At 60.5% G+C, this 18,618-nt stretch carries 13 protein-coding genes and 5 pseudogenes; 7 read left to right on the plus strand and 11 right to left on the minus strand.

Going from position 1 to position 18,618, the window contains the following annotated elements:
* Positions 1-233 precede the first annotated feature (233 nt).
* Complete coding sequence (locus BLR13_RS02600; protein WP_074827879.1) at positions 234-2,858, plus strand: MMPL family transporter; 2,625 nt, start codon at positions 234-236, stop codon at positions 2,856-2,858.
* A 254-nt stretch (positions 2,859-3,112) separates the two neighbouring features.
* Here the strand turns inward: BLR13_RS02600 and BLR13_RS42520 are convergent.
* Together BLR13_RS42520 and BLR13_RS02605 are read right to left on the minus strand one after the other, a co-directional pair.
* A pseudogene (locus BLR13_RS42520) lies at positions 3,113-3,232 on the minus strand (IS110 family transposase); the annotation flags it as partial.
* Positions 3,233-3,742: 510 nt separating this feature from the next.
* Complete coding sequence (locus BLR13_RS02605) at positions 3,743-4,351, minus strand: c-type cytochrome (protein WP_074827876.1); 609 nt, start codon at positions 4,349-4,351, stop codon at positions 3,743-3,745.
* 58 nt (positions 4,352-4,409) lie between these two features.
* Here BLR13_RS02605 and BLR13_RS39845 point away from each other — a divergent pair, with 58 nt between their 5' ends.
* Positions 4,410-4,652: a hypothetical protein gene (locus BLR13_RS39845; protein ID WP_074827874.1), complete on the plus strand. Its 243-nt coding sequence runs from the start codon at positions 4,410-4,412 to the stop codon at positions 4,650-4,652.
* Positions 4,653-5,512: 860 nt separating this feature from the next.
* Here BLR13_RS39845 and BLR13_RS41500 read toward each other — a convergent pair.
* Together BLR13_RS41500 and BLR13_RS02615 are read right to left on the minus strand one after the other, a co-directional pair.
* Positions 5,513-6,256, minus strand: a complete 744-nt coding sequence (locus tag BLR13_RS41500; RefSeq protein WP_244525064.1) for an MFS transporter — start codon at positions 6,254-6,256, stop codon at positions 5,513-5,515.
* Between the two features lie 699 nt (positions 6,257-6,955).
* Positions 6,956-7,312: a DUF5335 domain-containing protein gene (locus BLR13_RS02615; protein ID WP_074827870.1), complete on the minus strand. Its 357-nt coding sequence runs from the start codon at positions 7,310-7,312 to the stop codon at positions 6,956-6,958.
* Positions 7,313-7,649: 337 nt separating this feature from the next.
* Between BLR13_RS02615 and rpmI the strand changes: the two are divergent.
* Positions 7,650-7,849 (plus strand): annotated as a pseudogene (gene rpmI, locus BLR13_RS02620) (50S ribosomal protein L35).
* Between the two features lie 218 nt (positions 7,850-8,067).
* Here rpmI and BLR13_RS41505 read toward each other — a convergent pair.
* From BLR13_RS41505 to BLR13_RS42525, 4 genes and pseudogenes are all read right to left on the minus strand, one after another.
* On the minus strand, positions 8,068-8,436 hold the full coding sequence (locus BLR13_RS41505; RefSeq protein ID WP_074832037.1) for a PRC-barrel domain-containing protein: 369 nt from the start codon (positions 8,434-8,436) through the stop codon (positions 8,068-8,070).
* A 15-nt stretch (positions 8,437-8,451) separates the two neighbouring features.
* A pseudogene (locus BLR13_RS41510) lies at positions 8,452-8,820 on the minus strand (PRC-barrel domain-containing protein); the annotation flags it as partial.
* A gap of 484 nt (positions 8,821-9,304) precedes the next feature.
* Positions 9,305-10,050: pseudogene (istB, locus tag BLR13_RS02635) on the minus strand (IS21-like element helper ATPase IstB).
* 11 nt (positions 10,051-10,061) lie between these two features.
* Positions 10,062-10,562, minus strand: a complete 501-nt coding sequence (locus BLR13_RS42525) for a hypothetical protein (protein ID WP_433994254.1) — start codon at positions 10,560-10,562, stop codon at positions 10,062-10,064.
* Between the two features lie 327 nt (positions 10,563-10,889).
* On the opposite strand from BLR13_RS42525, the gene clpB reads away from it, so the two are divergent.
* On the plus strand, positions 10,890-13,529 hold the full coding sequence (clpB, locus tag BLR13_RS02645; RefSeq protein ID WP_074827864.1) for an ATP-dependent chaperone ClpB: 2,640 nt from the start codon (positions 10,890-10,892) through the stop codon (positions 13,527-13,529).
* A gap of 376 nt (positions 13,530-13,905) precedes the next feature.
* A pseudogene (locus tag BLR13_RS02650) lies at positions 13,906-14,966 on the plus strand (IS630 family transposase).
* Positions 14,967-14,998: 32 nt separating this feature from the next.
* On the opposite strand, the gene BLR13_RS02655 reads toward BLR13_RS02650, so the two are convergent.
* On the minus strand, positions 14,999-15,220 hold the full coding sequence (locus tag BLR13_RS02655) for a helix-turn-helix domain-containing protein (protein ID WP_074827860.1): 222 nt from the start codon (positions 15,218-15,220) through the stop codon (positions 14,999-15,001).
* 503 nt (positions 15,221-15,723) lie between these two features.
* Here BLR13_RS02655 and BLR13_RS02660 point away from each other — a divergent pair.
* Both BLR13_RS02660 and BLR13_RS02665 read left to right on the plus strand, forming a co-directional pair.
* Entirely contained in the window at positions 15,724-16,122 is a 399-nt protein-coding gene (locus tag BLR13_RS02660) for a lipase chaperone (protein WP_074827857.1), read from the plus strand.
* A gap of 59 nt (positions 16,123-16,181) precedes the next feature.
* Positions 16,182-16,574, plus strand: coding sequence for a PRC-barrel domain-containing protein (locus BLR13_RS02665; RefSeq protein ID WP_079586861.1), 393 nt, complete (start codon positions 16,182-16,184; stop codon positions 16,572-16,574).
* Positions 16,575-16,580: 6 nt separating this feature from the next.
* On the opposite strand, the gene BLR13_RS02670 is transcribed toward BLR13_RS02665, so the two are convergent.
* Both BLR13_RS02670 and BLR13_RS02675 read right to left on the minus strand, forming a co-directional pair.
* The gene (locus BLR13_RS02670) at positions 16,581-17,033 is read right to left on the minus strand and encodes a phosphate-starvation-inducible PsiE family protein (RefSeq protein ID WP_079586860.1); all 453 of its coding nucleotides are present in this window, start codon (positions 17,031-17,033) and stop codon (positions 16,581-16,583) included.
* A 52-nt stretch (positions 17,034-17,085) separates the two neighbouring features.
* Positions 17,086-18,618, minus strand: coding sequence for a DHA2 family efflux MFS transporter permease subunit (locus tag BLR13_RS02675; protein ID WP_074827850.1), 1,533 nt, complete (start codon positions 18,616-18,618; stop codon positions 17,086-17,088).

The raw sequence follows: 18,618 nt of genomic DNA on the forward strand, positions 1-18,618 counted from the left end.
CTGAAAAGTGCCGGCCCGTCCGCGTCCGCTGAGCCTCCGGCCGCCGGATTGTTGACAGGCCTCAATGTCATCCAGGGTCCTGTGGCCGATAATGCGGCTATGGATGTTGGAGGTAGACCAGAGCGAAGAACATGGGCGCGCAGCTCTGAAATTGCGGGCTCGCAAATTGCGAGCCCTGATCGAGTCCGGGCTCGCCCCGATCCTGGCGTAGCCATCAAGAGCTGGTGCCAGCTATGATTCATTCAGCGATCGTTCGAATTGTCGACTTCTGCGCTCGCAATCGGTGGACGATCGTTATTGCCGGCGCGCTGCTGATGCTTGGAGCCGCGGCCTTCGATGCCGCGCGATTCTTGATCAATACCGATATAGAGGGTTTGATTTCCCAAAATCTGCCATGGCGTCAGCGCGAACTGGAGTTGTTCAAGGCTTTTCCGAAAAAAGGCATTCTGGTTGTGGTGAAAGCGACCACTTCTGAAAACGCCGAACGGGCGACTAACGCTCTGGCGCAGGTCCTCTCGAAAAACCCTGATCTGTTTCCCACAGTGGAACAACTCGACAGCGGGGATTTTTTCGAACGCAATGGATTGTTATTCGAGTCTCCGGGCGATGTCGGAAAAACCGCAGAGGGACTGACGAGAGCTCAGCCGCTCATTGCAGCGCTCGCAGGCGACCCGAGTCTGCGCGGCGTTATGACGGCGCTCTCGTTTGCAGCCGAGGGCGTCCGGGCAGGCCGGATCAGGCTGGAGCAGCTTGCGTGGCCTCTATCACTGGCAGATCGAACACTAAGTAATGTTCTATCCGGGAAGCCGGCCACATTTTCCTGGCAAGAGCTGTTGCAAAGTCAGCCGCCGCCGGCAAAGCAGCTGCGGCACCTTATTGGAGTTCAGCCCACTCTCAATTTTGCGGAGCTTCAGCCTGGTCGCAAGGCGGAAGAAGGGATTCGGCGCGCAGCCGCCGATCTGGACTTGCAAAACAAGTTCGACGCGACGGTTGATCTAACCGGTGAGGTGCCGATGAATGATGATCAATTCTCGGTCATCAGATACAGCGCTGTGCGCGACACTTTGACGGCGTTGTTCGGTGTTCTGATCATTCTTTGGCTGGCGCTCCACTCTTGGAAAATCATCGCCGCGGCCTTCTTCAGCCTGATGGTCGGGCTTGCGGCGACGGCCGCTCTCGGCCTTGTCCTAGTCACCTCTTTTAATTTGATTTCGATCGCATTGTTCGTGCTGTTCGTCGGCCTCGGAGTAGATTTCGGCATCCAATTCAGCGTACGCTATCGCGCCGAACGGTACGAGCACCCTGACTTGTACGAGGCTCTGCGGTGGGCTGCCCGCAAGGCGGGGAATCCACTCTCATTGGCCGCCGCGGCCACCGCCGTCGGATTTTTCGCATTTCTGCCCACCAGCTATCGTGGCCTGTCGGAGCTGGGCCTGATCGCCGGTTGCGGTATGCTGGTCGCATTCGCCTGCAGCATCACATTGCTGCCGGCGAGCCTGGCGCTGCTCAAGCCTCCGGGCGAGCCCGCGCCGGTCGGCTTCCGAAGTCTCGCGCCGCTCGACGATTTCCTCCAGCGGCATCGCATTGCGGTGATCGTTGGCACGTTTCTCGTCGTTATCGCCGGTATACCGCTGTTGTTCCACCTGCAGTTCGACTTCAATCCGGTCGATCTGCAAAGTCCGGATTCTCCTTCCGTAGTGACCTATCGTGAATTACAGACCAATCCGGAAACCAGCGGCAACGATGCTGAGGTCTTGGCGCCGTCACTCGAAACGGCCGATGAAACGGCCAAACGCCTGGCTGCACTTCCCGAAGTCTCACGCACCTTGACGCTGAGCAGCCTGATTCCAGCCGATCAGGACCAGAAAATCGCCGCGTTGAAGGCCGCGTCGCAACGCCTTGGCCCAGCCCTCAATCCTCCGATGATGCGGCCTGCCCCGAGCGATCAAGAAAATACAGCTGCGCTTCAAAACGCAGCCGAAGTCCTTGGCCTGGCCGTAGGAAACGGAGACCGCTCCGGCGCCGAGGCCGCGCGGCATGTTTCCGACTTGCTGAAGCGCCTCGCAAGCGCAGAAGCCGGCATCCGGGCCAAGGCCGACGCTGCGATCGTGCAACCCTTGATTTTCGATCTCGACCTTCTTCGGAAGTCTCTTGCCCCGCAATTGATCACGATCAAGACGATGCCGCCGGATCTTGTGCGCGATTGGGTATCGCCCGACGGCAGAGCCCGCCTTCAGGCGCTGCCAACGGGTGATCCAAACGATACCAACGTGCTGCGTGATTTCGCGACCGCAGTACTTCGCGTTGAGCCCTCGGCGGCGGGAGGCGCGATCAGCCTCTATGAAGCCGCAAGAACCGTCATATCGGCCTTGGTCGAAGCAGGTGCTCTGGCAATCGGTGCGATCGCCATTCTCCTGCTTGTCGCGTTGCGGCGCTTGACCGATGTGCTGCTGACGCTCATACCCCTTCTTCTCGCCGGCGTCCTTACGCTCGAGATTTGCGTGCTGGTTGGCGTCTCGCTTAATTTCGCAAACATCATCGCGCTTCCGCTCCTGCTCGGCGTCGGCGTCGCATTCAAGATCTACTACATCATGGCGTGGCGCGCCGGAAAAACCGGCCTGCTGCAATCGACGCTGACCAGGGCGGTGATATTCAGCGCCCTGACCACCGCGACCGCGTTCGGAAGCATGTGGGTGTCGAGCTATCCCGGCATCTCGAGCATGGGCAAGCTGATGGCCCTGTCGCTGCTGTGCACGATGGGGGCCGCGGTGTTCTTCCAGCCGGTTCTGATGGGTCCGCCGCGGCAGGTAAAGGTATATTCTGAACAGGACGGGAATTTGCACCAAGCCGCGGAATAGACGTCAATTCCAGCACAAGACTTCAGACACAAGGCCGCCGAGGACGCTCACGGACGGCAGCGAGCAGGACAAATCTTGATGACACGGCGAGGCTGCAAGGAATCGATGTATAATCCTTCAGTGACGACGCGGTTTTGTGAAAAAGTTTGGCTTCGTCTATCACGAACAAGATTGAGGTAGCTCCAGCAAGAGGACGCTTGATCAGGACTACCCACGCGGCCAGGGATCGACGTTGAGCGTTGCGAGATTGGCCGCCGCCGTCCGATAGCCAAGTCGCCATCGCGCCGCGCGAGTCGCTTCGCGAGCTTCATTCCCCAGGCCTTAAGGGAGGACCATTTCTTCGTCCGATGAAGCAGAACGGTCGCCGCTTCGAAATGTCGGGTTGGACGTCTCGCAAAGGGAAACCTATCGTTCTCACACTTGCATCTCCAGAGGGAGGCCTGCCCCCGGTCGATCCGAAGCAAGGGCTCGCTTCGGTAGTCAGTCCGGGGCCTGCAGAACCAGAAACCGTCCTTTCCCCGATCGCCGGCTTGCAGCTTCGCGTCGGCGCATTCGACTCCGCGTTGGAGACAGTCGACGCGATCGGAGAGTTACCTTCGCTCAGGCGGCGCCGGCGGGCTCGTCCGCGAAGCCCGCCCCTGAAAAAGATACCCAACACTTCCCGTTGCGGGGGAACACCATGAAGGCTCCCGGCGTCGAGCAGTATGCTTGTGGATCCTGAGGAGTTTCTGCTTCGTCGATACTCATCGCGGTTTCAGCGCCCCACCGCGCTTGCGGTTAGAACGGCAAGGGCCTACGGGTTGAGACTCCTCGCGATCGCGCATGGCCGCGAGTTCGAAATATTCAGCCATGCGGAGGCCATCACCTCCGCGGAATTGCAGGGGTCAACTTCCCTTTTTCTGCGCGGGCGCTTGTTCGTTGGGCTTGGAACCTGCCGGCGCCGCCGTTGTATTGGGCGCTGTCGGCAGAGGCAGCGGATTATCGGACAGCGTACGCAGATAGGCGATGATGTCGGCACGCTGGTTTTCGCTGCTCAGACCCGCGAAAGTCATTTTAGTACCCGGAATATAATTCCTGGGACCAGCGAGGAATTCGTCTAGTTCGTCGAACGTCCATGAGCCGCCCTTCGCCTTCATCGCGGCGGAGTAGTCGTAGCCGGGCTCCGAGGCGCGGGGTCGACCGACCACGCCCCATAAATTGGGACCTATCTTGTTCGGTTCACCCTTCTGCAGGGTGTGGCAGGCCATGCAAACCTTGCTGATGTCCTTGCCGTGATCGACATTCGCGGTCGCCAACAGGTTTTCGATAGGTTGTTCCAGCGCTTTTTTTGGAGCCTGAGCACCCGATTCCGGCTCCTTTACCGCAATTGCGAAGCCGGGCTTGGCGGGAAGCGTTGGGGCAAAGATCGCGCCAGCGGAGAGATGGAGCACCTGAAGGCATAGGCATACGCCCAGAACGGCACCAAGAATTTTGTTGAGTTCGAACGATTCCATGGCGCGAACATCTGTCTATCGGCTCGGCCCTGGAAACCCTGTAGCCAAGCATTGTTCCATGCTCGAAAAATCACAACTCATCATGTGGGAAGTGACGTCAGTGCGGCAATATTGGTCGGCGCCCGCCGCGATCCGGGTCATGGCAAACGAAACGAATAACGCCACGGTCACTGGGTTGATTACCCTCGCCAAAGGTTGCTTCATGTTCCATGGGCCAGTTCGGGTCGTCGATCATGAGTATCGCGCATCGAAAACATCGACACGCGTTGCATTGTACAGCGAGTCTCCGCGCCTGCACTGATATCCGCCAATGAGAGCCCGTTAAGGCTGAGTCCGATCAAGCCTAAGTGCTCTGCGATTCTATTGGGAACGTAAGCTCTTGGAAGCAACCAAATCATGCTTCCCAAGCGCAAGACCGCGAATCGGGGCTGCGCGCGAGCAGTCGACGACGGTCGGCTCTCGTTGCCGGTCGTTTCATGCACGTGTGAATGAAACCGTTATGGCACTTGGCGTAGCATGGCATGGTGTGCGCAGATCGGATCAGCCTTCAATGTCCTGCAGGCGCGCCCGCGTAAATTCTGAAGCTGATCATTTGAGGCGCTCAAAGACTGCATCAAATTTGGCTATTGCGCGGTAGATCACACAACAAGTACCTCAAATTCGCTGATCGTAGTGGTTTCGCGAAACTTATTCTTGCCATTATCCTTATGCTTTGACTCGCCATGCCTAAGCCAACTGACAATGTCGTCGAGCTTCATCACGCCTTGCAGCTTGCGAAATGGGGCTTGTCCTTGGGAGGCAACATTTCTTCGCCGGCGGCGGCCAGCGTTATTGCGCACTCGAAGTCACCACGGTCCAAATGTTTTATAGCCGCGTGTATCTGGCGCATCGACGCGTATCGGACCCAGGTCTTGATATGTTGCGGATTGCCTACGGCTCTCTCCCGGCAGCGCCTGAACCGTGATGCGTTTCTTTCGGCGGCTGCAATTCGCCTTTGAAAAGATTCCATACATCTCGCCAATGCATGTGTCGCTGCAACTTCCTATTAGTGTTGCGCCTACGCCGACCAGGCAATTCCGTGATCAAGCACATGACAAGCGGCTGCGTCCTGAATGTGACCTTCAATTACTGTGCTCTGCTGCGTTGATCAGCGGACTGTTGTTATTGCGGCGAGTGCTCTTGTCGTTTGGCGATCACAAACAGCGGTAAGGAAATGAGTTGGGCGAGCACCGCGAATGCGACCAGCGCCACACGCGACGGCTCGTAGAGCAACCCTGTCGCTACGCTGCCGATCAACCAACCGGCTCCGTACCCCGAGTAGAAGAGACCGAAGGCCAGATTGCGGTTTCCCTCTGGCAGTACGCCGGCTACCACCGCCTTGAACAGGGTATCCTGGGTTGCATATCCGATCCCCCAGAACACCATGCCTGCGAGGAGCGCCGGCAAATCGCCGTAGAAAGCAAAGGGCGAAAGGAGCGAGGACAGAAGGACGGCGACCAGCAGGGTTCGCAACGGAGCTCTGTCGTAGAGCTTCCCAAGAATGAGACTGGCGATCACGCCGCATTCCGTCGAAAACGCGAGGAAGACCGGTATCCACTGTTCGGTGACAACCTTGGCGGTGGCCAGATGATAGGCGACCAACACGTAGCTGATCAGGCCGGCCGCGAAGCACGCCGCTGCCACCATGTAGAGCCAGTAAGACCGGCTAAATCCTCCCGCCGGCGCCGTTCTTTTCTCTTCAAGACGAGACGGCACCGAAAAGTTCATGCGCGCGACGGTCAGTGCGCCAATCGCGAGCACGCTAAGCAGCGCGTATCCGGTCCGGTAGTCCCCGTGCAACAAAAGGACCAGCGCCATGATCAGCGGGCCGAGCGTAGCCCCGGTCTCATCGAGCGCCGTGCTCACTGCGTATACCCATCCTTTTCCGTGCTTTCCAGTCGTAGAGGAGAGCATGGCTTCGACTGTGGGTTTGCGGATGGCGCGGCCAATGCGCTCGGCATGAATTGGGAGAGCCGCAACATGCCAGTTTCCAGCGAAGGCCATCGCGGGAACGGCGAGCAGGTTGATAGCGTATCCGATGAAAGTGATCAGCCAATATCTCCCCGTCCTGTCTGCGATATAGCCGGAGACGGAGCGCAGGCTGTAGCCCAGAAATTCGCCGAGACCCGCGGTGATGCTGACGGGCGGATGGGTCAGGCAGGGTGTGCGCGCAGAATTATGAGCGGAGCGAACACGCGCAGAGCTCCCCGTCGGATCTTGTAGTGGAGCGGCGACTGCATAGTTGCGACTTCCCCATCGAACGCAACGAGCAGCCGGCTCCTGCGTGCGCTGATATCGGCAGTCGCGCCCTTGAAGATGCGAAGATCGCGCTGCCGCCTGACAAGCCCGAGACTGCAACGGCATGCGAGCCAGAACATCTAAAGCCGGCCTTGCGTCCTGGCTACGTAGGCGTGTGACACCCGCTGGCCAATAGAATGCGCCGCGGAGCCCGACAAAGGCTCAAGCATAGAGCCTCAAGCCTTGCGTCTCGATTGGCCCGGAGTTCGGGACTGGAGGAATGGCGCGGGTGCCTCGTCCAGGCCGCCAGCGCTGCTGGCTGACGTATTAGCTCGCCTTCGCCGTGGACTGCGCCGGCGCCGGCAGCATCATCGGATCTTTGAGAACGATGATCTGGTGCGTGCCTTCGGCATCGATAACCTCGAGGCTGGATAGCTCCAGACCGTTTTCTTCGACGTACACCTCGCGAGGCTTGGGGATCAGATGATCCACTCCCTCAAGTGCAATCTCGATGATGTCGTCCTTTGGATCATAGGAAATACCGAGCAACGGCAACCATTCCGCCTCGATCTGGTCGCCGAGCTTGAGCGAGGCGACCTCTATCTCGGCACGTTTACCGACAAGTGCTCTAGACATCCGATCGAAGTAAGCGCGCCACTGCGATTTTTCGAGCTGCTTCGCCATTGTTCTCGACCTCCAAGTTGATCTTGCAAGTTGAACTTGCTGCGGCCGCTTGTTGCATGAGCCTCAACTCTGAATTCCACCAGAGGCATGAATTCTTGTTTCGAGGCGCCAGACCTTGACGAGTCGCACTGCGCGACCGAAGTAACTAGCGGCGCGCTCGGCCGCGCTGACGACGATCAATTTTTCCAGGAAGTTTCGGGTGTCGATGCCTGATGTCTGTCAGGACGGCCGCTTGCTATTCCCTGCGATGACCTGGTTGGCGGCAAGCGACACATAATCCAGCCGCAGGTCAAAGTAGTGGCCGCTCCCGGACGCGCTTCATTGGCTGGAAAGCTGAATGCCCAAGCTGAAGACCAAGTCAGGCGCAAAAAGCGCTTCAAGGTGACTGCCACCGGCAAAGTGATGGCGGCCCACGCCGGCAAGCGCCACGGCATAATCGAGCGGACCAAGAAGCAGATTCGTCAGCTTCGCGGCACCCGCGTGCTGTTCAAGACCGACGGCGACAACATCGAGAAATACTTCTTGCCGAACGCCTGATCGCAACCCGCGATCAGGGTCCCACTTAGCTAAGCCGAGCCGCGTCCGCGCGGCGACCCTCCCGGCATGTCCGCTTTTCCGCCGCTGGTGGGGACCAAGCGAACATTCAGTCAGCGAAAAAACATTCAGTCAGCGAAATGTGAGCGGTTGCGATTTCTAAGTACGCGCCCTAGCTCACTGAGCGTCGTTCAGGACCGAATTGCTGTGACCGATCCCGCCTATTCCACAAGCCAATAGTATCTGACTTCCCAATAGTCGTAGACGTCCTGGTTGCGGGCCCGATTCGTTTGTTCCCAGTTTTCCCCTTGTTCGATCTTCGGGGCGTTCTTAAGTTGCTCTTCGGTGATGTCCAGTTGGAAGCCATCGGGCTTTTCATTGTAGGTCAACATCGACCAGGGAATCGGATAGTGATCCTCGCCGATGCCGAGGAAGCCACCGAAACTCAGGATCGCGTAGGCGATCCGGCCGGTGAGCTGGTCGATCATCAAGCGCTCGACCTTCCCGATGCGCTTACCGCGCGCGTCATAGACTGGCATTCCCTCCACCCTGTCGCTTGTGATCAGGGATGAAGTTTGGCGCTCTTGCACCGGTGCGGGTTGCTCCCAATAACCATGGACCCCCTCGCCGCGGTTCCCGTTCGCTTGCTCCCAGTTTTCCCCTCGTTCGATTTTCGGGGCGTTCTTGAGTTGCTCTTCGGTGATGTCTACGCGGTACCCGCCGAGCTTCTCATCGTAGTCCAGCATCGGCCAGGGAATCGGATAATGGTCCGCGCCGATGCCGAGGAAGCCCCCGAAACTCAGGACCGCGTAGGCGACGCAGCCGCTGGCTTTATCGATCACAAGGCGCTCGACCTTACCGATGCGCTTACCGTGCGCTGCATAGACCGGAGTTCCTTCGACGCGGTCGCTTGCGATCAGGGGGGATGTAGTTCCGTGCTCCGTCATGGGCGCGCGCTGCATTGTGGTCACCATAGTATCGTCTCCTCGATTGCCAGCCCCCGGCTGCTCACACGAAAATCGGTGCCTCGGCCTGGATCGCTGATCGGTGGTCCCGGAGCCTTGCACTCTGTTGCGAACGCTTACGCTGCCATCGCGCTCGTTGCATTGACAGTCGTCAACGCTGGGAGGCCCTCGTCAAGCTGAAAGCTGCCCGTGCCCGCAAGCGCGCCACCGGCTCGGAGGTCGAAGGGCGCAAGAGCCTTGGCGAAATCGATCAGAGAGACCACGGAGGCCAAACGGTCGAACTGGCCAAGAAGCTTCGCCGTAGAAAGCCGAAGGGCGGCAGACGCTCCCTGTGAGCGGTCGCCTTGTGCGGATTCCGACGAAGTCGCCCGGGTATGATGGGATGATGTCGCCCGGGATTCCTGAATGATGTCGCCCACCGTAACGGAATGATGCCGCCCGGGTCGCGAGCCTCGCTGGCCGATGGATTTGTGTCACCGGCGATGGTGGTTGGTCAAGCCTTCTGGTTGTGTTTGCCTCGTGTCCGGCGCATGCTTTCGCCGGCGAGTTCGATGCGGTGGGCATTGTGAACGAGACGGTCCAAGATGGCGTCGGCATAGGTCGGATCGCCGATTATTTCGTGCCATCGGTCTACTGGAAGCTGGGAGGTAATCATCGTGGAGCGGCGTCCATAGCGTTCCTCGAGGATTTCCAGGAGATCATGTCGGGCGGCGGCGTCGAGCGGCTCCAATCCCCAATCGTCGAGGATCAAAAGGTCGGCGCGGCCGAGGTTGCGCAGAAGACGGGGATGGCGACCGTCGCCGCGGGCCAGCGCCAGTTCCTCGAACAGCCGAGGCACGCGCTGGTAGAGGACTGACCGGTTGTCCCGACATGCCTTGTGGCGGAGCGCCAGGCCAGCCAACTTTTGCCGACGCCGGTTGGATCGATTAGGGCCAGATTGTCGTGGGCGTTAATCCATTCGCCCTCGACGAGCTTCTGGAACAGGGCGCGGTCGAGACCGCGGGGACTGCGATAGTCGACATCCTCGACGCAGGCCTGCTGGCGTAATTTGGCGACGCGCAGCCTTCTCGCGAGGCGTTTGTCTTGGCGCCAGGAGGCCTCGCGATCAAGTAGGAGCCCCAACCATTCGTGATGGCCGAGGCCGTCGGCCTCACCGGCGGCGGCGATTTCAACGAGAGCCTTGGCCATGCCATGCAAGCCGAGGGCGTAAGGCTGGTCGTAGGTTGGATGTTTGAGCAAGGTCGGTTCTCCTAATTGTAGTAGCGCGGACCACGGATATTTGCGTGCAGGGTCGGCGTTCCGTCCGTCGCGCGCTTTTGCGCGGATCGCCGGTCGAGGTGGTTGTCGAGGATGGATTTGACCGAGCCATAAGTGCGTGCGCCGATGTCGATGGCGCGCTCGGCGGCGGCTTCGAGGCGGTCGGCGCCATACGGACGGGCCAGCCGGACGACCCCCAGACAGGCGGGAAAGCCCTGTTCCGGGTGCCGACGCTGTACGAGGATCAGTTCACACAGCGCCGCAGTCGCAGGGCCGACCAGGCGCGTCGACGCGGATGCGCTCAATCGTCCACCCCCGCAGCTTAAGATCGCGATGGCGGCGGGCTTCGTCGATATTGGACGCCAACTCGGAGATGCGATCGTCGAACTCGACGAGTTGCGTGCCAGCGCGACACTCGGCGGCGGTTGCGAGGAGAGGCCTTTGACGGGATAGCGATAGATGCTGGTGATCTGCGCTGGCTGGATGGAGGACATCCGGCTTCTTAGGAGTTTCCCTGGCCGGGCGCCACCGCGCACGAAGCTGCCTCTTCCGTTTCCGGAACCCTGTTCCCACATTTGCCCCAAGCCGGCGCCAACTTCGGCGACGAAAGCCGCCTGGCCGGTTGAGGAATGTCAATGCGGCCTCGCGGAAACCCAATCAAGATGCTTTATCCGTGCCTCGCGCATGATCCGCTAAAGTGTAGGCGGTTTAGCAACCAGATCATGCGCTCCTTTAAATTTGGAGCGCGATCGGACGCAAAACCGGGTTCCCCTTTTGCTGATCGCGCTCCGGGCGGAGCGGCAGGCCGAGGGAAATCAACGATGAATATTGAAAAATACACCGAGCGGGCGCGCGGTTTCATCCAGTCTGCGCAATCGCTGGCGGTGCGCGACGGACACCAGCAGTTCTCGTCGCTGCATATGCTGAAAGTGTTGCTGGACGACAGCGAGGGGCTTGCCGGCGGTCTGATCGATCGCGCCGGCGGTAATTCCCGTGCCATCCTCAAAGCCACCGAGGATGCGCTCAACAAACTGCCCAAAGTCTCCGGAAGCGGTGCGGGCCAGGTCTATCTGGCCCCCGATCTGGCGCGCGCCTTCGATGCTTCAGAAAAAGCCGCCGAAAAGGCCGGCGACAGCTTTGTCACGGTCGAGCGGCTGCTGCTCGGGCTGACGCTCGAGAAGGGCAGCGAGGCCGGCGCGATCCTGAGCAAGGGCGGCGTCACGCCGCAGAACCTCAATGCGGCGATCGAGGCGCTGCGCAGGGGACGCACCGCCGACAGCGCCACGGCCGAAAACGCCTATGACGCGCTGAAGAAGTATTCCCGCGATCTCACGCAGGCCGCGCGCGACGGCAAGCTCGATCCCGTGATCGGGCGCGACGAGGAAATCCGCCGCACCATCCAGGTGCTCTCCCGCCGGACCAAGAACAATCCGGTGCTGATCGGCGAGCCCGGCGTCGGCAAGACCGCGATCGTCGAGGGCCTGGCGCTTCGGATCCTCAACGGCGACGTACCGGAGAGCCTGAAAGACAAGAAGCTGCTGTCGCTCGATTTGGGTTCGCTGATCGCGGGCGCCAAGTACCGCGGCGAGTTCGAGGAGCGGTTGAAGGCCGTGCTGCAGGAGGTCACTTCGGCCGAGGGCAGCATCATCCTGTTCATCGACGAGATGCATACGCTGATCGGCGCCGGCAAGGCCGACGGCGCGATGGATGCCTCCAACCTGCTGAAGCCGGCGCTGGCCCGCGGCGAACTGCATTGCATCGGCGCCACCACGCTCGACGAATATCGAAAGCACGTCGAAAAGGACGCCGCTCTGGCGCGCCGGTTCCAGCCGATCTTCGTCAGCGAGCCCACGGTCGAGGATACCATCTCGATCCTGCGCGGCCTGAAGGACAAATACGAGCAGCACCATGGCGTGCGCATCACCGACTCCGCGTTGGTGGCGGCGACTACGCTGTCGAACCGCTACATCACCGACCGTTTCCTGCCCGACAAGGCCATCGATCTGATGGACGAGGCGGCGGCGCGGCTGAAGATGCAGGTCGATTCCAAGCCGGAAGAACTCGATTCGATGGATCGGGAAATCATCCGGCTGAAAATCGAGCAGGAGGCGCTGAAGAAGGAAACCGATGCCGGCTCGAAGAGCCGCCTGCAGACGCTGGAAAAGGAACTTGCCGATCTCGAGGAGAAATCGGCGGCGCTGACCTCGCGCTGGAGCGCGGAGAAGAACAAGCTCTCCAACGCCCAGAAGCTGAAGAGCGAACTCGACGGCCTGCGGATCGAACTTGCCAACGCGCAGCGCCGCGGCGAATTCCAGCGTGCCGGCGAACTGGCCTATGGCCGGATTCCCGAGCTCGAAAAAAGGCTCGCCGATACCGAGGCCAACGAAAATCCCGGCGAAATGATGGAGGAGGCGGTGACCGCCAACCACATCGCGCAGGTGGTGTCGCGCTGGACCGGCGTGCCCGTCGACAAGATGCTGGAAGGCGAAAAGGACAAGCTTCTGAAGATGGAGGATAGCCTCGGCAAGCGCGTGGTCGGCCAGGCCGAAGCCGTGCGTGCGGTGGCGACTGCCGTGCGCCGTTCGCGCGCCGGCCTGCAGGATCCGAACCGGCCAATGGGCTCGTTCATGTTCCTAGGGCCGACCGGCGTCGGCAAGACCGAGCTGACCAAGGCGCTGGCGGAATATCTGTTCAACGACGAGACCGCGATGGTGCGCCTCGACATGTCCGAATACATGGAAAAGCATTCGGTATCGCGGCTGATCGGCGCGCCTCCCGGCTATGTCGGCTATGACGAGGGCGGCGCGCTGACCGAGGCGGTGCGCCGGCGGCCCTATCAGGTGGTGCTGTTCGACGAGATCGAGAAGGCGCATCCCGATGTCTTCAACGTGCTGCTGCAGGTGCTCGACGACGGCCGCCTGACCGACGGTCAGGGCCGCACCGTCGACTTCCGCAACACGCTGATCATCATGACCTCGAACCTCGGTTCGGAGTTCCTGGTCAACCAGCCGGAAGGCGAGGACACCTCCGAAGTGCGCGAGCAGGTGATGGGCATGGTGCGTGCGCATTTCCGGCCCGAGTTCCTCAACCGCGTCGACGAGATCATCCTGTTCCACCGCCTGCAGAAGAGCGAGATGGGCCGGATCGTCGAGATCCAGTTCGCCCGCCTCCAGAAGCTGCTGGAAGAGCGCAAGATCGTGCTCACGCTCGATGCCGCGGCGCGCGACTGGCTGGCGGCCAAGGGCTGGGATCCCGCCTATGGCGCAAGGCCGTTGAAGCGGGTGATCCAGCGTAGTCTACAAGATCCGCTGGCGGAGATGATCCTCGCCGGCGACGTCAAGGACGGCGATCGTGTCGCGATTTCGGTCGAAGGCAACGTGCTGACCTTCAACGGCAAGGCGCCTCAAACCGCCGAGATCGCGCCATTCGAGACGCCGGCGCCGAAACGGAGATTACACTGAATTGCCTGCCCCGGACGCCGCGCAGCGCGCTGCGCCGGGGAATCAGACCTAACTAGCGACGGGACCGGCTTCCTTGTCATCGTCCTCACTCGGATCAAGCTCCGCGAGGATATTCAAACGGCCGTTCGCGCGATGATTCGCGCCATGCCTTCAACCGTACGATAATGTTGAAAAAGTCGAAAATCGAACGACATCAAAAAACTCGCGAAAGTTCATTCTTAGTCGTCTTCAACGTTGCAAGGTGCTCGAGCGCCAATACGAACGCCAGTGGTGGTTTTTGTGCCAAACGATGTGGTCCCTCAGGTCTGCACGAGGGAAACGCATCGGCGGCCTCGAGAAATTTCGCGCCTGGCCCCAAAAGGACTTTTTCAACAGTATCGTACCATTGCGAACGGATTTTTCAGCCAGCGAGCTTCGACGACTGGCCAAGCGGTCGAATGATAACAATCAAAGTCGGCGGCTATTGTCGCTGGCGGCGGTCCTGGAAGGGATGAACCGTACCGACGCAGCCCGGATCGGTGGCATGGATCGCCAGACCCTGCGCGACTGGGTGCATCGCTTCAATGAAGCGGGCCCCGAGGGATTGCTGGACAATCGGGCGAGTGGCCCGGCTCCGCGGCTGTCGCCGGATCAGAAGGCCGAACTCGCGGCCATCGTCGAAGCTGGCCCCGACCGCGAAGTCGATGGCGTGGTTCGCTGGCGGCGCGTCGATCTAGCTAAAGCGGGTCATCGCCGAGCGCTTCGGCGTCGACTATCATGTGCGGCATGTGGGCACGTTGCTGAAGAAGATAGGTTTCTCGCATATCAGCGCGCGGCCGCGTCATCCTCGGCAGGATGCCCCGATCATCGAGGCTTTCAAAAAAACTTCTCGCGCGCGTTGAGCGTGCATCTGGCGGAGGTGCCCGAGGGGACCCCGATCGAGATCTGGCTTCAGGATGAAGCCAGGATCGGTCAGAAGAATGGCGTCGGCAATGGGCCAGGCGCGGGTCGCGGCCGCGACAGCCCGCCGACCAGCGCTACGAAAATGCTTACCTGTTCGCTGCCATCTGTCCGGCGCGCGGAACCGGCGCCGCGCTCGCGCTGCCGCAAGCCGATACCGCAGCCATGCAACTCCATCTCAACGAGATATCCCGTCACGTCGCCCCGGGCGCGCAGGCCGTCCTGCTGATGGACCGCGCCGGGTGGCACACGACGGCAAGCCTCGACATGCCCAAAAACATCACGCCGATCTTGCTGCCATCTCGCGCGCCAGAATTGAATCCGGTCGAGAACATCTGGCAGTAAATGCGGGCGAATTGGCTCTCCAACCGGGTCTTCGAAACCTATGACGCCATCATCGACGCGGCTTGCGAGGCCTTGCGAAAGCTCGTCGCTCAACCCGATACAATCACCTCAATCCGGATGCGGGACTGGGCGCACGTCGGTCAATCCCAATGACCGTTGGTATTACCCACCGACAGACAAAAAGGCTAGGCCGCGGTTCGACTGAGCGCCATCGGCTCCGGCCGGCGATCAGGCAACCTTGCACCGGCACGGTCTTCCAGGGCGCCCCGGTTCAGAATTTTTACCGTTCGCTTGCCTGCCAAAGTAATGATGCCGCGGTGCTGCAGATCCGTAATGGCACGACACACGGTCTCGACCGAGCCGGCGAGATATTCGGCTATGTCATAGCACGTGACGGGCAGTTCCACCTGCCCCTTGGTTCCAACGCTCGCCCGTCAAGCGAAAGCACGAAGGATCCGACCTTCTCAAGCGCGGTTACGCCACCAAGGATCAGGAGTTGTTCCTGGGATCGCGTGAGGGACTGAAACGCTACCTCGCGCAGTTCACGCGCGAACTTCGGATCACGCTCCGCGAAACGTTCAACCCGTCCCGGGATAGCTCGCAAGCACAGTCTTCTCGGCAATCGCTTCGATCGTCTCCTCCCTCCTGCTGTCCGAGACAAAGAAGAAATCCCGCGGCAGCATCAAATCGACGATTTGTCGCCGCCCGTCCGAGCGGATTGAGCAGCGCCGGACCGCGCCAACGATAACGTGGTCGCAGAATCCGCCCGAGCCAATTTCGTGTGATATTGACGGGGGTCAACGCTCGCCAAGCTTCTTGCCTTTATCAAATCCGCACAACCCCGCGGTTGGCACGAGTGTCGCCCCAATAGCGAGATCGGTCTGAATCCCTCATTCGTCAGGAGACAGTCATGAGCAAACTTATTCACGCAGCCGCAACCACCGTTGCGATCTTGAGCAGCGTCGGCTTCGCCGCCGCCCAGAATGCGTCCAACCACCCCGATCTGACCCCGACCCAGCAGCGGACGCTTAGCCAAGGGCTTGCGAATTCGCCATCACAGTCCGCGCCGGCCGCACAACCCCAGGTCGGCGACAGGATGCCCGATTCCATGACGGCGCAATCGCTTCCCAGCAATGTCACCGATCAGGTTCCCGAGGCAAAGAACCTGTTGTTCGTGAAGCTGCCGGACCGCGTCTTGTTGATCGATCCGGATAACAAGGTCGTGACCGAACTCGTCATGGACAGCGGCGCAAGCAGTGACACCACCACCGGCTCGAGTTCCGGCAGTTCCGACCGGCCTTCCCGATAGCAAGCGGGGAGTGCGGAAGCGGGCGTCCCGGATAGTTACCGGATAGTGGGAGAGGTCTCATGAACAGGTCTCGAGTTTCATTATTGGCTGCCGTCCTGGTCACGGCCACGCTATTGCCGTCGGCGGATCGTGCGACCGCACAGGAAGTCGGCCTCGCTCCGCTGGACGTCAAAGAGGTCGCCAGGGGCTACCGTGCCGAAGCGCTCAAGCTGAAGCCGGTCGCCAACGAGAAGAGCCAGGTGCTCGGGAAGGTCAGTGATTTCATCTTTAGCAAGGACGGCAGCAACATCTTTGTCGTCCTTGCGGTCGACGATATTCCCGGACCGGGTAGCCACCTCATCGCGATTCCCTTCCGCAGCATCAAACTGGACGATCCCTCCGGCTATCTTGTGCTGCCGGGAGCAAGCGCCGCAGCACTCGATAAGCTACCGGTTTTCGCCTACAATCGGTGACTCTGCTCAAGACGTATTGACAAGGCGCTGATCGCTGTCGCGGGTCAGCCGGTAGACAATGCCGGGGGCGAGGATCGCAGCCGCGAGCGCGAAGATTTGCAACGCATCGGTTTCCTTTATGTCCAGAATGATGACCTTGCGACAGATGGCAAGCAGCGCGATCATGACCACCGAGCGGATTTGCACCACGTTTTCGCGGCGCTCGGCGATCACCAGAAGCGATTTCTTGAATTCGAGCGCAATGATCACCGTAAAGATCATGCCAAACACGGCCTGGAAGATCGCGTAGTCGGACGGATCGAGATTTCCCGACAGAATGAGGCCGAACAGAATCTTCAAGCTCAGGTTCCAGACAGCCACCACGACGATGACGGCAATCATTGCCGTAAGGATAATGATAATGATGTGCTCAAATCGCTGATACAGCCTTGCATCTCTGAACTCCTCTTTGATCAACATCGAAGCCTCCCGCACACGCAATAATCCTGCCCGACGCTGATGCGGCGTTCGATCATTCGGGACCCGGAGCTCTGTCGCCCGGGAGGCGGCGTGGCCGTTGCACCAGGAGCACCAACGGAATCGCCAGAAAGGACACGAACATCATCAGCTTGAAATTGTCGATGAAGGCGACTGCTTCCGCCTGCGCAGTCACTATCTGGGCGAGCGCGGCGCGTCCGGTTAAGGCCGCAAGATTGAGTTCGTGCGCGTAATCGCGCACGACCTGCCGGTAGGGCGTAATATGCTCGACCAGGGCGGCCTGTTCGGTGGCAGAATTGCGTACCAACAGGTAGCTCATCATCGAGATCCCGATGCTCGCCCCGATATTGCGCATCAGATTGAACAGTCCGGTCGCCTGCGTACGCAGCGCTGGCGCCAGCGTGCCGAACGCGACCGTACTCAACGGGACAAACACGCAGCCGATGCCGAAGCCCTGTATGAGGCCGGTACGGATCAAGGTGCCCTGCGATACATCGGGTGTGAAACCTGTCATCAGATAGAGCGCGAACCCCGTAATTCCAAGACCGACGGCGATCAGGAGCCGTGGATCGACGTAGCGCAGGAGCTGGCCGGCCATCACCATTGCCAGCATGGTCCCGCAACCGCGCGGCGCGAGTACGAGGCCCGCCGTCAGCACCGGATAGTTCATGAGCGTCTCGAGATAGGGCGTCAGCAACGCCAATGTGGCCAGCAACACGACGCCGACGATAAAGATCAGCATACTTCCGATCACGAAATTCCGGTCGCGGAACAGCGCGGGATCGATGAACGGATCGCGCGCCGACATCGTGTGGACCGTGAACAGATAGAAACCGAGCACGCAGAGCGCGGCGTCGAGCCGGATTTCGGGCGAGGCGAACCAGTCAAGCCGCTCGCCGCGGTCGAGGAACAGCTGCAGCGCCCCGATGCCGAGACTGAGCGTCGCAAAACCGAGCCAGTCGAGCCGTCCGGCGATTGGCCGGTCGGCGCGCCGGCCGAGGAACAGCAGGATGCCGAGGACACATAGAATGCCAAACGGCACATTGACGTAGAACACCCAGCGCCAGCTGTAGGAATCCGTGAGCCAGCCGCCGAGGGTCGGGCCGAGGATCGGTCCGAGCATTACCCCAAGGCCGAACACGGCCATCGCCTGGCCCTGCTGCTCGCGAGGATAGGCGTCGAGCAGCACCGACTGCGACAGCGGCACCAGCGGCGCACCGAACACGCCCTGCAGCAGGCGGAACACCACGATCTGCGCCAGCGATACCGCGGCGCCGCACAGCATCGATGTCACGATAAAGCCGATCACCGAGGTCAGGAACAGCGGCTTGCGGCCGAATCTGGCTTCCAGCCAGCCGGTTGCCGGCATGATGATCGCGGCCGCCACGATGTAGGAGGTCAGCACCCAATTTATCTCGTCGCTGGTCGCCGACAGGCTGCCGCGCATATAAGGCAGCGCGACATTGGCGATCGTGGTGTCGAGCGCCTGCATCAACGTTGCGAGCATTACGGTTGCAGTAATCATTCCCCGGTTGATGACCGCGCTCCTGGCCGCTTGGCTAGACAT

The sequence above is a fragment of the Bradyrhizobium ottawaense genome, from assembly GCF_900099825.1.
GTDB classification, from domain to species: Bacteria; Pseudomonadota; Alphaproteobacteria; order Rhizobiales; family Xanthobacteraceae; genus Bradyrhizobium; species Bradyrhizobium ottawaense_A.

What these genes read in the sequence shown, in the direction of transcription:
- BLR13_RS02675 (WP_074827850.1), bottom strand. Translation starts at nt 18,618, where the DNA reads ATGTCTAGCCAAGCGGCCAGGAGCGCGGTCATCAACCGGGGAATGATT.
- BLR13_RS02660 (WP_074827857.1), top strand. Translation starts at nt 15,724, where the DNA reads ATGAGCAAACTTATTCACGCAGCCGCAACCACCGTTGCGATCTTGAGC.
- BLR13_RS42525 (WP_433994254.1), bottom strand. Translation starts at nt 10,562, where the DNA reads ATGTCCTCCATCCAGCCAGCGCAGATCACCAGCATCTATCGCTATCCC.
- BLR13_RS02600 (WP_074827879.1), top strand. Translation starts at nt 234, where the DNA reads ATGATTCATTCAGCGATCGTTCGAATTGTCGACTTCTGCGCTCGCAAT.
- BLR13_RS02670 (WP_079586860.1), bottom strand. Translation starts at nt 17,033, where the DNA reads ATGTTGATCAAAGAGGAGTTCAGAGATGCAAGGCTGTATCAGCGATTT.
- BLR13_RS02615 (WP_074827870.1), bottom strand. Translation starts at nt 7,312, where the DNA reads ATGGCGAAGCAGCTCGAAAAATCGCAGTGGCGCGCTTACTTCGATCGG.
- clpB (WP_074827864.1), top strand. Translation starts at nt 10,890, where the DNA reads ATGAATATTGAAAAATACACCGAGCGGGCGCGCGGTTTCATCCAGTCT.
- BLR13_RS02665 (WP_079586861.1), top strand. Translation starts at nt 16,182, where the DNA reads ATGAACAGGTCTCGAGTTTCATTATTGGCTGCCGTCCTGGTCACGGCC.
- BLR13_RS39845 (WP_074827874.1), top strand. Translation starts at nt 4,410, where the DNA reads ATGCTCGAAAAATCACAACTCATCATGTGGGAAGTGACGTCAGTGCGG.
- BLR13_RS02605 (WP_074827876.1), bottom strand. Translation starts at nt 4,351, where the DNA reads ATGGAATCGTTCGAACTCAACAAAATTCTTGGTGCCGTTCTGGGCGTA.